Origin of the sequence: Mesomycoplasma moatsii (assembly GCF_045276915.1) — a bacterium.
In the GTDB taxonomy this organism is placed as follows: Bacteria; Bacillota_I; Bacilli_A; order Mycoplasmatales; family Metamycoplasmataceae; genus UBA710.
The window spans coordinates 88,267-104,307 of record NZ_CP174166.1; the positions used below are offsets into that span (position 1 = coordinate 88,267).

General features: G+C 25.5%; 16 protein-coding genes and 1 pseudogene. 15 read left to right on the forward strand and 2 right to left on the reverse strand.

Annotation, left to right across the window (positions count from 1 at the left end; translation table 4 throughout):
• Nucleotides 1-52: 52 nt before the first annotated feature.
• The 13 genes and pseudogenes from ftsH (at nucleotide 53) to ACJA28_RS00485 (ending at nucleotide 12,750) form a co-directional block, all read left to right on the forward strand.
• Nucleotides 53-2,257 (forward strand): ATP-dependent zinc metalloprotease FtsH, encoded by a 2,205-nt coding sequence (gene ftsH, locus ACJA28_RS00425; RefSeq protein ID WP_022935191.1) that lies wholly within the window; start codon nucleotides 53-55, stop codon nucleotides 2,255-2,257.
• A gap of 16 nt (nucleotides 2,258-2,273) precedes the next feature.
• On the forward strand, nucleotides 2,274-2,975 hold the full coding sequence (gene rsmI / locus ACJA28_RS00430; RefSeq protein ID WP_022935190.1) for a 16S rRNA (cytidine(1402)-2'-O)-methyltransferase: 702 nt from the start codon (nucleotides 2,274-2,276) through the stop codon (nucleotides 2,973-2,975).
• An 85-nt stretch (nucleotides 2,976-3,060) separates the two neighbouring features.
• Nucleotides 3,061-4,881: an ABC transporter ATP-binding protein gene (locus ACJA28_RS00435; RefSeq protein ID WP_022935189.1), complete on the forward strand. Its 1,821-nt coding sequence runs from the start codon at nucleotides 3,061-3,063 to the stop codon at nucleotides 4,879-4,881.
• Nucleotides 4,871-6,739, forward strand: coding sequence for an ABC transporter ATP-binding protein (locus ACJA28_RS00440; RefSeq protein WP_406602212.1), 1,869 nt, complete (start codon nucleotides 4,871-4,873; stop codon nucleotides 6,737-6,739). The genes ACJA28_RS00435 and ACJA28_RS00440 overlap by 11 nt, the downstream gene beginning before the upstream one ends.
• An 88-nt stretch (nucleotides 6,740-6,827) precedes the next feature.
• Nucleotides 6,828-7,625: a tyrosine-type recombinase/integrase gene (locus ACJA28_RS00445; RefSeq protein WP_022935187.1), complete on the forward strand. Its 798-nt coding sequence runs from the start codon at nucleotides 6,828-6,830 to the stop codon at nucleotides 7,623-7,625.
• A gap of 279 nt (nucleotides 7,626-7,904) precedes the next feature.
• Nucleotides 7,905-8,189, forward strand: a pseudogene (gene rpsP, locus ACJA28_RS00450) (30S ribosomal protein S16); the annotation flags it as partial.
• Between the two features lie 75 nt (nucleotides 8,190-8,264).
• Nucleotides 8,265-8,939: a tRNA (guanosine(37)-N1)-methyltransferase TrmD gene (gene trmD / locus ACJA28_RS00455; protein WP_022935185.1), complete on the forward strand. Its 675-nt coding sequence runs from the start codon at nucleotides 8,265-8,267 to the stop codon at nucleotides 8,937-8,939.
• A complete protein-coding gene (rplS, locus tag ACJA28_RS00460; RefSeq protein WP_022935184.1) occupies nucleotides 8,932-9,291 on the forward strand; it encodes a 50S ribosomal protein L19 in 360 nt (119 codons plus the stop codon). The genes trmD and rplS overlap by 8 nt, the downstream gene beginning before the upstream one ends.
• 6 nt (nucleotides 9,292-9,297) lie before the next feature.
• Nucleotides 9,298-9,726, forward strand: coding sequence for a hypothetical protein (locus ACJA28_RS00465; RefSeq protein WP_022935183.1), 429 nt, complete (start codon nucleotides 9,298-9,300; stop codon nucleotides 9,724-9,726).
• A gap of 4 nt (nucleotides 9,727-9,730) precedes the next feature.
• Nucleotides 9,731-10,654, forward strand: a complete 924-nt coding sequence (locus ACJA28_RS00470; protein ID WP_022935182.1) for a nucleotidyltransferase — start codon at nucleotides 9,731-9,733, stop codon at nucleotides 10,652-10,654.
• 21 nt (nucleotides 10,655-10,675) lie between these two features.
• Nucleotides 10,676-11,215, forward strand: a complete 540-nt coding sequence (locus ACJA28_RS00475) for an MHJ_0274 family protein (protein ID WP_022935181.1) — start codon at nucleotides 10,676-10,678, stop codon at nucleotides 11,213-11,215.
• A complete protein-coding gene (gene pgsA, locus ACJA28_RS00480) occupies nucleotides 11,199-11,813 on the forward strand; it encodes a CDP-diacylglycerol--glycerol-3-phosphate 3-phosphatidyltransferase (RefSeq protein ID WP_022935180.1) in 615 nt (204 codons plus the stop codon). The genes ACJA28_RS00475 and pgsA overlap by 17 nt, the downstream gene beginning before the upstream one ends.
• A gap of 1 nt (nucleotide 11,814) precedes the next feature.
• Nucleotides 11,815-12,750, forward strand: coding sequence for a glycosyltransferase family 2 protein (locus ACJA28_RS00485; protein ID WP_022935179.1), 936 nt, complete (start codon nucleotides 11,815-11,817; stop codon nucleotides 12,748-12,750).
• A 7-nt stretch (nucleotides 12,751-12,757) separates the two neighbouring features.
• Here the strand turns inward: ACJA28_RS00485 and ACJA28_RS00490 are convergent, their stop codons facing one another.
• Both ACJA28_RS00490 and ACJA28_RS00495 read right to left on the reverse strand, forming a co-directional pair.
• Nucleotides 12,758-13,165, reverse strand: coding sequence for a hypothetical protein (locus ACJA28_RS00490; protein WP_022935178.1), 408 nt, complete (start codon nucleotides 13,163-13,165; stop codon nucleotides 12,758-12,760).
• A gap of 100 nt (nucleotides 13,166-13,265) precedes the next feature.
• Nucleotides 13,266-14,171 (reverse strand): hypothetical protein, encoded by a 906-nt coding sequence (locus tag ACJA28_RS00495; RefSeq protein WP_022935177.1) that lies wholly within the window; start codon nucleotides 14,169-14,171, stop codon nucleotides 13,266-13,268.
• A gap of 111 nt (nucleotides 14,172-14,282) precedes the next feature.
• Between ACJA28_RS00495 and tpiA the strand changes: the two genes are divergently transcribed.
• Both tpiA and pfkA read left to right on the forward strand, forming a co-directional pair.
• Nucleotides 14,283-15,002, forward strand: coding sequence for a triose-phosphate isomerase (gene tpiA / locus ACJA28_RS00500; protein WP_022935176.1), 720 nt, complete (start codon nucleotides 14,283-14,285; stop codon nucleotides 15,000-15,002).
• 26 nt (nucleotides 15,003-15,028) lie between these two features.
• Complete coding sequence (gene pfkA, locus ACJA28_RS00505; RefSeq protein ID WP_022935175.1) at nucleotides 15,029-16,036, forward strand: 6-phosphofructokinase; 1,008 nt, start codon at nucleotides 15,029-15,031, stop codon at nucleotides 16,034-16,036.
• Nucleotides 16,037-16,041 lie beyond the last annotated feature (5 nt).

A 16,041-nucleotide genomic window follows, 5' to 3' on the forward strand; every position in this document is an offset into this window, starting at 1 on the left:
AAAACACTTTATAGTAAAATTAATATTTAAATACATTTAAAAAGGAAATTGAATGGACAATAAACCAGCTAAAAGAAGAATTTCTTGATTGTCAATAATACTTGTAATAATTGTAGGTCTACTTTTGTTTTGACTTATTTGAACTTTAACTCATCCTGGTCCTAAGTCTATAGGAATTGGTAGTTTTCAAGCGATGATTTTAGAATCGCTATATGGAACTGATGCTAATCATCTTGGAGTTACAAGTAGCACTGCGGGATTTGAGCATGCAATTTCTGACAAGAACATAATAGATTGATCTAAAGTAAATTATTCATATTTAGATTTTCAAAATAATAATTGGAAAGATAAATTTAATTTAGAAGATTCTTATTATTTTTCAAAATTTAATATTTCAGATTTTCAAAGACAAATAACTTTTACATATAGAGGTCAATCATATATTATGGGTGCTTCTCAAGGTTTGATTGATTCATTAAGTAAATATATTGCTGGAATTGATGGAGTAACAGTAGATTGATTACCTTTAGAACTTAGAGGTAATATGAATAAAATTTTCGAAACAGTAAAAGATGGAAAACAATTATTTGCAGGTAGTTTTACTTCTTCTTATGTTGTTCAAGAAAGTACTTGATATAAATTATTGGTTTCTTTTGGTCCTGTTTTACTAATTTTTATTTTAATGTACTTCTTATATAGAGCACAAATGAGAGCTGGTGGAGGTATTTTTAATCCTGGTAAAAATCAAGCACAAAAAATTATTTCAGATAAAAAATTTAGTGATATTGCAGGAAATGAAGAAGTAAAAGAAGAAGTAAAAGAATTAGTTGATTATTTAAAACAACCACAAAAATATGCAGCAGCAGGAGCAAGAATTCCAAAAGGAATTCTTTTAGGAGGTCCTCCTGGAACAGGAAAAACTTTGATTGCTAAGGCGACTGCCGGTGAAGCCAATGTTCCTTTTTTCTTTATTTCTGGTTCAAACTTTGTCGAAATGTATGTTGGTGTTGGTGCTAAACGGGTAAGAGAGTTATTTAAAGAAGCTAGAAAAGAAGCGCCAGCTATTATTTTTATTGATGAAATTGATGCTGTTGGTCGTTCAAGAGGAGCGGGAATTGGTGGTGGAAACGATGAAAGAGAACAAACATTAAACCAATTACTTGTTGAAATGGATGGTATGGCTGAAAATAGTGGTATTTTAATTATGGCTGCAACAAATAGAACAGATGTTCTTGATCCTGCTTTATTAAGACCAGGACGTTTTGATAGAACAATTACTGTTAATTTACCTGATATTAAAGAACGTGAAGAAATTCTTAAATTGCATGCTAAAGGCAAAAGAATTGATTCAGATATTACATTTAAAAATCTTGCTAAAAGAACACCAGGTTATTCAGGAGCTCAGCTTGAAAACGTTATTAACGAAGCGGCATTACTTTCAGTTAGAGAAGGAACTGGAGTAATTACAAAAAATCAAATTGATGAAGCGATTGATCGAGTGATGTCAGGTCCTGCAAAAAAAACAAGAACTATTTCTCCTGAGGAATTAGAAATGGTAGCTTATCATGAAGCAGGGCACGCTGTTGTTGGACTTAAAGTTCCTGGAGGCAATAAAGTACAAAAAATTACTATTATTCCTCGTGGTAATGCAGGCGGATACAATTTAATGCTCCCAGAAAAAGAAAAATATAATAAATCTAAACTAGAATTAGAAGCAATGATCAAATCATACATGGGTGGTCGTGCTGCCGAAGAAATAATGTATGGAAAAGAAAATATTTCTACAGGTGCTGCTGATGATATTCAAAGAGCAACTTCAATTGCTAGAAGAATGGTAACAGAGTGGGGTATGTCTTCATTAGGACCTGTTCAATATGAAGAACCTGAAGGGTCAGTATTTTTAGGTAGAGATTATACTAAATCAAAAATTTCAGATGCTCTGTCACAAGAAATTGATAATGAAGTTAGAAAAATTATTGTTAATGCCCAAAAAGAAGCAATTAAAGTTATTAAAGAAAATAAAGAATTATTAGAATTGATAAAAACACTTTTATTAGAAAGAGAAACAATAGTTGCTGAAGAAATTGAATATATAGAAAAAAACATGAAACTTCCACCCAAAGAAAAAGTTGAAGAAATTAAAACAAAATCAAAAATTAATGTTGATGAAATGTTAGATACAATAGAACAAAAAAATGAAACAAATGATAATCAAGATAATACAAAAACAACAACGCGTCCCTTTGATGAACATTAATTATTGAGTATAAATTATGAAAAAACTTTTTATAGTTGGGACTCCAATTGGAAATTTTGAAGATATTACTTTGAGAGCACTCAGAACTCTTAAAGATGTTGATGTTATTGCTTGTGAAGATACAAGAAATAGCCAAAAACTTCTAAATCATTTCCAAATTAAAAATAAAAAATTAGTTTCATATCATAATTTTAATGAAAAACAAGCAACCAAGAAAATTATTGATTTATTAACTAATCAAAATTTAAGTGTAGCTCTTATTTCGGATGCTGGTATGCCCACTATTTCAGATCCTGGTTATCAATTAATTTTTGAAGCTAAAAAAAATAATTTAGAAGTTGAAATTATTCCAGGAATTTCAGCTTTAACAACAGCAATAACAATGAGTTCAATGGGACCTGAGTTTACTTTTTTAGGTTTTTGCAAAAATACTAAAGAACAACAAAAAAGACAAATTGAAAATCTTTTACCTGGTACTTATGTTTTTTTTATTCCTCCTCATAAATTAATTATTTTTCTAGAAATTATTGAAATTCAAAATTTCTCTTATGAAATTTTTATTGCTAGAGAAATGACAAAAATTCATGAATCATTTTATTGAGGAAATGTACAAGAAATTAAAGAAAAAATAAAAAGTAATTTAAGAGGAGAAATTACTTTAATTTTGAAAATCAATAAAACAAAAAAAGAAAAAGTTAATAAGTATAAAAAGATATAGCAAAGTGATATACTTTATCGATATAGAAAGTCTACTTAGAGATTGTCTTTTTTAAAATCCAAAACTAAAATTTAAAGGAGTCAAAATGTTTCGATATTTTAATAAAAAAACAACAATAATTATTTTGATTTCTTTCTTTTTTTTAATTTTTGAATCTTTTATTGGAATTTGCGAAACAGATTTTATAAGAGCAATGATGTTTCGAGCAGCTTCACCAACTTGAAGTGAAAGTTTAAGAGAACAAATTGGTTCACCTAATATTGTTGCTCTGTATAAATTAGGAACTTTAAATTTATCTTTAATTACATTTTCTATCTTGATATTCGGAGTAATTTGTGGAGCAATTGGAGTATGACTAGCATCTAAATGAGTGGCCTTATACACTGCTGAAATGAGACTAAAAGCTTACCAAAAAATTCAATCGTTTTCATATGAAGATATTGATAAGTTTTCTCCTTCTTCATTAGTGACAAGAATTACAACAGACGCTGAGCTTGTTAATACATCTTTATCATTTAGTTCTAAATTTATAGCCTCAGGTATTTTTTCAATTATTTTTGGTGTTATTAAATCTTCAATTGATTATCCTAATTGAGCTTTTATGTATGGAATAACTGTTCCTATCATTTTTGTTGCAATGGGAATTATTGTTTATTTTGCAATGCCATATATGAAAAAAGGGCAAAAAGATACTGATGATATTAATAAACAAGTTCGTGAAACTATTTTGGGTATTAGAGTTGTAAAAGCTTATAATCTAGAAAACAACCAAAGAAACAAATTTGAAAAACCTAATCAAAATTTAACGTTTTCATGATCAAGAGCTTATGGTTTAATTGGTGCAATTATGCCTCTTTTACAATCAATTATTACAGGAACAATGATTATTATTTATTTTTTAGCATTTAATAATTATGACAATATTAAGGGAGCTTCTGAAATAATCGGATTTGTTGGTATCATGATGCAAGTTCTTTTCGGTTTTATCATTATCATTGTTTCAATTACTCAAATAGCTCGTTCTTTACCATCTTTTAAAAGAATTAATGAAGTTACAGGATATAAACCTAGTTTAACATTTAATGAAAATTCAACATATCAAATAACAAAAGGAGAAATTGAATTTAAAAATGTTTCTCATTCATTTTTAAATGATGATAATAAGGATGTTTTAAAAAACATTAATTTTAAAATAAAACCAAAAGAAAGAATTGGAATTATTGGTGGAACTGGTTCTGGAAAATCAACTCTAATAAACTTAATAGGTCGGCTATTTGATGCTTCAAAAGGGGAAGTTCTAATTGATGGAATTAATGTTAAGGATTTTTCATTCAATGAGATTAATTCTAAAGTAGCGATTGCAATGCAAACTGCAACTTTATTTTCAGGAACAATTAAATCAAATATTGCTTATGGTTTGAGTGACGATTTATCTGAAGAAGAAAAAATAAAAGAAATCGAAAAAGCAGCAAAAGCAGCAGAGGCTTGAGAATTTATCCAAAAAAAAGATGGTTCTTTAGATGCCTTGGTTGAACAACGTGGAAAAAACTTTTCTGGTGGACAAAAACAAAGAATTTCAATTGCTAGAACAATAGCTAAAAAATCAAAAATTGTTATTTTTGATGATTCGACTTCGGCACTTGATACCGTCACCGAAAGAAAAGTACAAGCAAATATTAGAAAATATAATGATGCCACAACAATAATAGTTGCTCAAAGAATTTCTTCTGTTGAAGAACTAGATAGAATTATTGTTATGAATGATGGTGAAATTGTTGGGTTTGATACTCATTGAAATTTATTAGCAAATAATGAAATATATCGTTCAATTACTGCATCTCAACTAGGAACAGAAGAATTAAATGAAATACTTCGAGAAAGGGGGTTGAAACAAATTGAAAAATAATAGTCATACTTCAAAACAAGAAAAAATATCTTTTAGAAAAAGATATATAGAACCAATTTCTTTTTTGTGAAAATATATTAAAGAATATAAAAAAACATTTATTTTTGTTTTATGTGCTTCCTTTATTGTTTCAATGATTTATTGCGGAATTTTAATTGGTCAGTATTTTTTTATGGAATTTATTACTGATTCACTATTTGATGGTGTTAAAACCACATTCGAAAAAAATGGAGTCACTTTGTTTGTAGTTCTTTTATTTGTGGCTTTAATTTTTTTAATAATTCTCTATGTTGTTCAATCATTTGTCGTAGCAAAAGTTGCTCAATATACTGGTAAATCGATTAGAAAGGATTTATATTTTAAAATATTAGAATTAAAACTTCAATATTTTGATTCTACACCTTCGGGTGACATTATGTCAAGATTGACAAATGACATTAATAACATTACTCTAGCATTAACTCAAAATGTGACTCAATTTTTAGTTAGTGGTTCGCAAATTGTATTCTTTTTAATTACTTTATTACTATTTTCTCCAATTTTAGGAGCAATAGCATTTCTTTTTGTTCCAATTCAATTATCGGTTGTTTATATTTTGTTTAAAAAAGCTCAACCTAATTTTTATAAAAAACAAATTGCTTTAGGAGATATTAATGGTTTTATAGAAGAAACTATTTCAGGGCAAAAAGTTATCAATAATTTCAATAAACAAAATTTAGTTATTAATATTTTTAAAGAAAAAAATCAAAATATCAAAGGCATTTCTTATAAATCAGATTTACTATCTTCATTATCTTCGCCTTGAAATACATTAATGGGAAATGTATTGATTGCTTTGATGTTTGTTTTATCAATGGTTTTTTCAATAAATAATTTCGATTTTGGAGGTATTGTTTCAACAACAGAAAATGGGAAAACAAGCGTACCGCTTGTTATGTCTTTGTTAACAGCAATTATGTCATTTGCAAGAAATTTTTCTAACCCTATTTATCAAATTTTTCAATTATTAACTATTTTACAAGGTGCTATTGCTGGTACTAATCGTGTAATGGTAATTAAAGATCAAAAAAATGAAGTAATTGAAAATGAAGATTTTACTCTAAAAAATGTTAAAGGACATATTCAGTTTAAAAATTTAACTTTTTCTTATGATGGAAAGAAAGATATTTTAAAAAATATTGATTTAGATATCAAACCTGGGCAAGTTGTTGGGATTGTTGGTCCTACAGGGAGTGGTAAAACAACAATTATTAATTTATTAACTAAATTTTATGATGTTACAAATAGCAAAAGTGATATTTTGATTGACGATATTTCAATTAAAAATATTACAAAAAATTCATTAAGAGATGAAGTTTCAATTGTTTTGCAAGATACTTACATTTTTGGAGATACTATTTTTGAAAATATGCGTTATGCTAATCCAAGTGCAACTAATGAAGAAATTATTTCAGCAGCTAAAAAAGCAAATGCTCATTCTTTTATCATGTCTTTAGAAAAAGGATATGATACTGTCTTAGAAAATAATGCCGATGAACTTTCACAAGGACAGAGACAATTACTTGCTATAGCAAGGGCATTTTTGAAAAAATCTTCAATTTTAATTTTAGATGAAGCAACTTCATCAGTTGACACTAAAACAGAAAAAGATATTCAAAGAGGAATGATTGAATTGTCAAAAAATAAAACAACATTTATGATTGCTCACCGTTTATCTACAATTAAACATGCAGATATTATAGTTGTTCTAAAAGATGGAGAAATTTTAGAAAAAGGAAATCACAGCGAACTTTTAGAGTTGGGTGGTTTCTATGCTAATATGTATAATTCAAAATTAAATACACCTGAAGATATTTAAATAAATTTTAAAAATAAAATTAATTTATTATTTTTCCCTTTCTTAACCGAAAGGGATTTTATTAATAAATTTGAAAAAGGAATTAATTATGAAATATATTAATTATTTAAAAAACAAAAACTTATCAAAAAATACAATTAAAATTTATTTAAGAGAATACTATAATTGAAACAAATATTTAAAGGATAGAAAAACAAATAAAACATTATTTGTTAAGTATCTAACAAATTATAGTAAAAGTCACCAACCTAATAGCATACATTTGGTTTATTCGTCAATTATTTCGATTTTTAGATTTGAAAAAAGATGAAAATTAATTAATCAATGCAAAGATATTAAGTTACCTCAAATTCAACAAAATAACAAAACTATTATTTCATTAGAGCAATATTATAATGTAAAACAAATTATTCAATTTAATACATGAAGAGAAAAAAGAAATTGATTAATTTTTTCTTTTTTATTTTTAACAGGAATAAGAGTAAGTGAATTATTAGAATTTAATAAAAATAAAATTTATGAAAATAACAAATTAAAAATAAAAGGAAAAGGCAATAAAGTAAGAGTTATTTTTTTAACTAATTATTTAATTGAATTATTAAATAATTGAAAAGCTTATAGAATAGCAATTAGTAAAAAAAATAAAATATTATCAATAAAACAAATTAATTTAATTGTTCAAAAAATATCAAAAAAATATTTTAATAAAAATATAACTCCACATGGATTAAGAAGAAGTTTTGCAACAAATTTGTTAAAAAATAATGCAAATATTGAGATAGTTAGAAAAACTTTGGGTCATACTAATATAAACACAACATCAAGATACTTACAATTTAATGATGATGATATTATCAATGAAATAAATACTATTATAAATTTGTAAAATTTATAGCATATATTTTTCTCTAATAAAGATTTTGAAATTTTAGATTTAGAAAATAAAATAAACACAAAAATTTAATTATTAATAGTTCGTATTTCGTATAAAAATGTGCGAAAATTTTGAATAATTTATTAGAAATTAAAAACTGATTGGATTAAGCTTTTTACTAAATTAATTTTTAAATTTTGAATTTTTAAGATGATAAAAATATAATTAAGAGTGTCAAGCAAAAAAACTTGACACCTTGTGGTAAAATTGTTTTATATTCAAGGAGGATCTATGGTTAAAATTAGATTAAAACGTATGGGTAGCAAATTTAATGCTTTTTATAGAATTGTTGCTGCTGATGCAAAAGCCCCTAGAGATGGTCGCTTTATCGAAGAATTAGGATATTATAATCCACATAGTAAAGAACTAAAAATTGATAAAGATTTGGCTTTTAAGTGATTGTCAAATGGTGCAAGATTAACAGACACAACTAAAGATTTATTTACAAAAGAAAAGTTGCTAGAAGAATTTAATAAGAATAAATCTAAAAAAGTTGTTAAAAAAACTAAATCTAGAAAAAAAACAAAAATTAGTGATAAAAAATTAACAAAATCTAAAAAAACTACAGCTAAAAAAGAAGAAAAATAATTAATGAAAATCAATTTCTTAACAATTTTTCCTAAGTATTACAATGCTTTTAAAACCGAATCTATTGTAGCTAAAGCAATAGAGAAAAAAATTATCGAAATTAATATAATTGACTTTCGTAATTTTACGTTGAATCGTCAAAATAAAGTAGATGATGAAATTTATGGTGGTGGTTCAGGTATGTTGTTAATGATTGAACCAATTGATCGAGCGTTAGAATCAATTAAAGAAAAAACAAAAGTAATTCTAATGTCTCCGCAAGGAAAACCATTCACTCAACAAAAAGCATTAGAATTATCAAAAGAAAAGTCATTAACGTTTATAGCAGGTAGATATGAAGGTTTTGATGAAAGAATTTATTCATTAATTGATGAAGAAATTTCTATTGGTGATTACGTTTTAACTGGTGGTGAATTACCTTCAATGGTTGTAGCCGATTCAGTTATTAGATTAATACCAAATGTTATAAAGAAGGATTCTTATGAAAACGATTCCTTTCAAAATAATCTTCTAGATTATCCTCAATATACAAGACCTGCAGAATATAAAGGAATGAAAGTTCCAGAGGTGTTATTAAATGGAAATCATAAAGAAATTGAAAAATGAAGAAAAGAAAAATCATTAGAAAATACAAAGAAGAAAAGACCAGATCTTCTAGAAAGGAAAAATTATGATTAGTAATTTAATGGAAAAAGTTGAGCAAAAACAAAAACGAAGTGATTTACCAAATTTTCAAATCGGTGATAATGTTAAGGTCCATGTAAGAATAAAAGAAGGAGATAAATCAAGGATTCAAATTTTTGAAGGTCTTGTTATTGCTAAAAAACATTCAGGTACTAGAGAGACTTTTACAGTAAGGAAGATTTCTTATGGGATAGGTGTTGAAAGAACATTTCCACTTCACAATCCAAATATTTCAACAATTGAAGTTATAAGAAGAAATAAAGTTAGAAGAGCAAAACTTTATTATATGAGAGATTTAAAAGGTAAATCAGCTCGTTTAAAAGAATTAAAAATTAAAAAAAGTTAATACAATATGAAAAGAACATTTTTGTTTATTTCAATTCCATTATCTGTTTTGCCGTTAATTTCTGTTGTATCTTGCGGTTCTTCTTCAACAGAATATTATGTTATGCCTTGAACTATTGATGAAGAAAAAATTAATGAAATAAAAAAAGATGATTGACAATCTTTTAATGACGAAATTTTATCTTTAGACAAATTAAAAAAAGTTATTAAGAATAAAGAATATACTGTTGAAAATAATAAAAAGATTTATTATATTGATCGTTATACAAAAGAAGCTTTTGAAAATAATTGATTTGAAAAAATTGCTTTTGATAAAGATAAAGATAATAAACCTGGTAGATTGATTATTAAAATGAAATCAATTAATATAGTAAATCAAAAAGAAATAAAAAATCCATATCGTTTTTCTAATGGAAAGTTAGAAATAAACTATTAGATTTATGGATCAAAAAATTAGAATTGGAATCGTAGCAGAATATAATCCATTTCATAATGGGCATATTTATCAAATTAACGAAGTTAAAAAAAGGTGACCTAATTCTTCTATTGTTGTTGTAATGCCAGGAAAATTTGTTCAAAGAGGAGAATTATCAATTGCTTCATTTGAAGAAAGAAAAAAAATAGCATTAGAAAATGGTGTTGATGAGGTCTATGAATTGCCTTTTTTATTTGCTACACAAGCAGCTCATATTTTTGCTCAAGGAGCAGTTTTAGAATTAAACAAACATAATATTAATATTTTAGTTTTTGGTTCAGAAACTAACAATATTGACGATTTTTTTCTTGTTGCAAAAACAATTAAAAATAATGAAAATAGTTATTATGAATTAATAAAAAAAGAAATGAAAAAAGGAACCTCTTTTCCTAAAGCAAACCAAATAGTTCTAGAAAAAATAATTGATAAATCTTTTACAATGCCAAATGATATTTTAGGTCTTGAATATGTTAAAACAATTATTAATTTTAATTTAAATATTGAAGCATATTCAATTAAAAGAAATATTGGATTTCATTCAGATAAAGTTTTTAAAAATATAGCTAGCGCTACTCATATAAGAAAATTAATTTTTGATCAAGATAATTCATATCAAAAATATACACCTATGAGATTTGACAAATTACCAGATAGGATTGAAAATTATTATTCTATATTTCAAGAAATTGTAATTAATTCTCCAAAGGAAAAATTAAAATCAATTAAACTAATGAGCGAAGGAATGGAAAATTTATTTAAGAAAAATATTAATGCTAAAACATATGATGAATTTGTTCGTTTAACAAATTCTAAAAGATATACCTCTAGCAGAATAAAAAGAGTAATGCTATATGTTTTATTAGGTATTAAAGATATAGACAATAATTAATATATAATTAATTACTGTAATATGAGTAATTGAGTTGTATGATTAATATTTGGCCTTTTAATAGTAGCATTAGTTGGATTCTTAGTTTTTTCGTTTGTAAAAGATAAAAGAAAAAATAAAAAAATAATTCAAAAAAGAATTGAGTTAAGAAGAGCAACTGCAAAAACATCAAAAGAATTAGCTATTCGTATCTATACATTAATTGAAATGAATGATGAATTTTTAAAAGAAGTTAAACCAGGATTTTCGAAGGTAAAGATGAAAAATGTTAATGCAACTTCTAGAAATTTTTTAAAAGAAATTTATGATTCTAAAGCTTTTAAAACTCTTTACATTGAATCAGATGAAGCTGATCCAATGTATGCAAAAAATATCAAAAATTTAATTGATACAAGTTCTAATTTATGAGCTAAATATTGCCAAGAAGAAATTTTATATTTTAAAGAATTTCATGACGAACTAAAAGATGATGAAATTTTTGAAACAATTAAAAATGAAACGAAAAATACTATAAAAATAAATTTTGATAGGGAAGTAAAGAATAATGAATTTGCCAAATAAATTAACAATATTAAGAATTGTTCTTGTTATCCCATTAATAATTCTTTTTTGCTTGTTTATTTGATATGCTTCTTTTGTTGAAGACTTACTATCTTTTAAAGATGTAGACATTCACACTAAATCTCAATACTTTTTATATGCAATAGGAATTGTATTTATTTTGTCAATGATAACTGATTTTATTGATGGTAGATTAGCAAGAAAAAATAATCAAATAACTACTTTTGGTAAATTATTTGATCCTCTTGCAGATAAGATTATAATTTCAACCATTTTAATTTTTTTGTCATTTTTAAGTTATACATACCTAATATTAGTTGTTATTTTTATTATGAGAGATTTAATTGTTGATGGTTTTAGAAATTTGTCAGCATCTAATAATTTGAAAGTTGAAGCTTCAATTTATGGAAAATTAAAAACTATTTTTCAATCAATAGCAATCCCTATGATTTTGTTTTTGATTCCGATAATTAATGCAAACGTATGATGGCACTTATTTTTATTGAATTTACCTATGATTATTGCAGTTTTAATGTCTTTATTTTCTGGTTGAATGTATTTTAGACAAGTATTACCATTATTAAAAAAGGATAAATAAAATGAACAATATAAAACTAACTATCATCATACCTTCATATAACGTAGGTTCATTTATTACAAAAGCTTTAGAATCAATTAAGAATCAATCAATTAAGAATCAGTATGAAGTTTTAATAATTGATGATGGTTCAAAAGATGACACAGGGAAGATTGTAAAAGAATGAATAGAAAAAAATAATTTGTCAAACAGTTTTAAATACTATTTAAAGACTAATGGTAATTGAGGTTCAGTTATCAATTATGTAAAAGATAAAAAACTTGTAAATGGAAAATATATTTCTATATTAGATGCTGATGATTATTTTTTAGATAATTGTTTTGAAAAAGTTTTTTTACATATTGACAAAAATTATGATTTGATAGTTTCTAATTTTTTTAGAAAAAGAAAAAATAAATTAGTCAACACAAAAGTTATGTTTTCTTCGAAATCAAAAGTTTTAAAAAAAGAAAGAAGTTTTAGTGCTTGATCAATTCCATTATGTAAATTTTTTAAATATGAATTATTTAATCAATTAGAAAATTTAAAAGAAAATGTTTCTTATCAAGATCAAATTTTATTTAATCGTTTTTTAATAAGATCTAAATCTATTTATTTTATTAAAAAAAATCTAGGTGTTTATTACGAAAACAGAGAAGGATCTTCAACTAGAGCGGCATGAAATGAAAATCGAATAAATTTATGATGTGAAAATATGAATAATTTACTTGCATTAGATTCTAGAGAAGTTAACGCATATGTTATGATGATGATTGATTATTGCTATAGAAATAGTTCTAAAGAGTTAAAACATTTAGTTAAAATTGAATCTAAATATATTGAAAAATTCAAGAAAGCAAAGTTTACTTGATTATATTTTGGGACTAGGATATTAGCAAAATTTATTTTTACTATTAGTACAAGAAAAATTATTAAAAATAGTAAACAAAAAAAGTAAATATTAGTTATTCTAATTCATTTTGTGAATACTGTTTAAATTGTTTTTTTTGTTCTTCAGTTTCTTGTTCTAACTTTTCAATTTCCTTATTTTGTTCTTCAATTTTTTTAGATATTTCCATTATAGTGTAAATTTCAGATATTTTTTCTTCCATTTCAATTCTAAATTTTTGTTCATTTTGAACTAATAGAGCTTTTAAATTATCAACCTCATTTTTTAGAAAACTAATTTCACGTTCTTGTTCAGAAACTAATGAAGTTAATTTTTGATTTTCATTCATTAAATTATTTATTTCTTCATTTTTATTATTGATAATTTCCATTTGCTCTATTTGTTGTTCTTCGATATCATCAAGTAATTTTTCAATTTCAAAACTATCATTTAAATTTATTGATTTGCTTCTAAATTTTGACATTGCCTTCCTCTTTCTCTAAATAAATTATATGACTAAATCTTTTAAAATAAAAAAATCCTAATTGTCTAGGACTTTTGATTATTTAGTTTAACATCAAGATTTATCTTCTTTTTCTGAATGTTGAGAATCCATTAATATTAATTTCATTAGTTTTTGCAATTCTGTTTAGTCTATCTCTATATGATTGAAATCTTGCATCTCTTTCGTATTGTTCATTTCTAATTTCTTCAAGTTCTTGTGTTTGTTCTTGAAGTCTTTTGCTCAATTCTTCAACTTCTTTTGTTTTTTCTTTAGCAAGTTCTTCTTGTTGAACTTTTTGTGTTTCAATTTCACTTCTTAAGTAATCAATTTCATCACTTAATTTATTTGAAAATTCAATTTCTTGTGTGTGTTGTTCTTCAATCTGTCTTTTTAACATTTGGATTTCTTCTTGTGCTTTTTTAGATTCTAAACTAGCAAGCATTTTTTCTTCCATCTCTTTTTGTTTTTGCAAAATTTCAATTTCTTTAGCTCTAATTGCTTCTTGTTGTTTTGCTTGTTCTAATAAAAGTTGTTTTTGTAATTCTTCCACTTTTTCTTCGTTTCTACGTTTTTCATAGTTTTCTTTTTCAGTTTCTTTTAATGTTTTGATTTCTTCCACTAATTTATCTGTAAATTCTTTCTTTAAATTTGCAATTTGTTCTTCTTTTGATTTTGTTAATTCAATGTATTGTTGTTGTTGCATTTCTAATTGTTTTTTCAAATTTTCAATTTCATTTTTTTGTTTTTCGTTTTCAAAAGAAATCTTGTTTTTATACTTTACATCTTCAATTTCTTTTTCTAATTTTTCATTAAATTCTTCTTTTAATTCATTTTTCTCAACATCTTTTTGTTCTATTATTTTGTTTAAATCTTCAATTTCAGATTCTTGAATTTTTTGAATTTCTATTTGTTTTGTTTGTTGAATTTCAATTTCATCAATTAGTTTTTCTATTTCTAATTGTTGTTGCAAATCTTTTTGATCCATAAATTTTCTCCTTATTTGGACATTCTAGTTACTAAAATTGTATACAAAATTTTACCATAATATATAATAATTATTGAGTTTGTTGATAGAAGAATATTGGAGAAAAAACTAATGAGAAAAAAAATTATTATTGGAAATTGAAAAATGAATAAAACTTCAAAAGAAGTTAAGGAATTTTTTGAAGAGTTTAACAAGAAAGAACTTAAAACTAGGTCAAACACTTTGTATGGACTTGCAATACCTGCTTGTAATATTCCATTTGCAATTGATAAAAGAGTAAACAAAAAATTTATAGTCGCTGCTCAAGATATTTCAAAACATCTAAGTGGAGCTTTTACTGGGGAAATTAGTATTTTGATGTTAAAAGATCTGGGAGTATCACATGTTATTATTGGTCATTCTGAAAGAAGAATATATCATGGTGAGACTGATCAAGATGTCAATACAAAAGCAAAAATCGCTTTAGAACATGGCGTTATTCCAATAATTTGTGTTGGTGAGACATTAGAACAATATGAATCTAAACAATCTAAAAAAATTGTTGAAAAACAAATTAAAGATTGTGTAAAGGATTTAGATTTATCAAAAATAGTTATTGCTTATGAACCTGTTTGGGCAATTGGTACAGGTAAGACAGCAACTAATGAATATGCTCAGGTGATGTGTAATCACATTAGAAAATTAACTTCGGATGATACTTTAATTCAATATGGTGGTTCTGTCACTCCTGAAACCATTAATGATTTATTAAAACAACCTGATGTTGATGGGGCACTTGTTGGTGGAGCTTCATTAAAAGTCGATTCATTTATTAAATTAATTGAAAAATAATCAAAAATAAAACAAGGAAAATAAACATGGCGTTAAAAAAGAAAAAAAATGAAAAGAAATTGCCTATTAGAAAAGTTGCTATTTTAACTTCAGGTGGTGATGCTCCTGGGATGAATAGTGCTATTAGAGCCATTGTAAAAGCAGCAATGTGGAAAGGGCTAGAACCTTATTTGGTTTATGAAGGATATAAAGGATTAACAGAAGGGAATATTAAACCAGCATCAAATGTTAATGTTGATCGATTCATTAATCAAGGTGGTACTTTTATTTATTCAGCTAGATATCCAGAATTTAAAGATGAAAAGGTTAGATTAAAAGCAAAAAAACAATTAGATAAAATGGGTATTGAAGCTTTAATTGTTATTGGTGGTGACGGTTCATATCATGGAGCTCAATTGTTGCATACAATAGGTGTGAGAACAATCGGTTTACCAGGAACTATAGATAATGATATTTCTTCTTCAGATTATACAATCGGATTTTTTTCAGCACTAGAAACTATTGTTCAGAATGTTGATCGTATAAGAGATACTTCAAGATCACATCATAGATGTATGATCGTTGAAGTTATGGGAAGATTTGCTGGTGATTTAGCTACTCATTCAGGAATTGCAACAGGAGCCGAGTTAATTATTACAAGCGAAAAAAAATATTCAATAAAAGAAATAATTGATATTGTGGATCAACAAATGAATAAAAATAAAAAAGAAAGTATGATTATTGTAGTTGCTGAGCATCTTTATGATAATTTGGATAAGATAGCAAAAGAGATTGAACAAAAAACTAATGTTGTAACTAGATCAATTGTTTTAAGTCAAGTTCAAAGAGGTGGAGCCCCAACAGGATTTGAAAGATATGTTGCAACTCAAATGGGAACTTATGCTATTGAATTGTTGTGTGAAAACAAATCAGGATTAGCAATTGGATTTGTTAGAAATCAATTAGTTGCTGAACCTATTTTAGAAGCTTTGACTAAGCCTAGACCTAAATATCTTGAAATAACTGAAAAATATTCAAAAATCAATCAAGAGTAGTAATA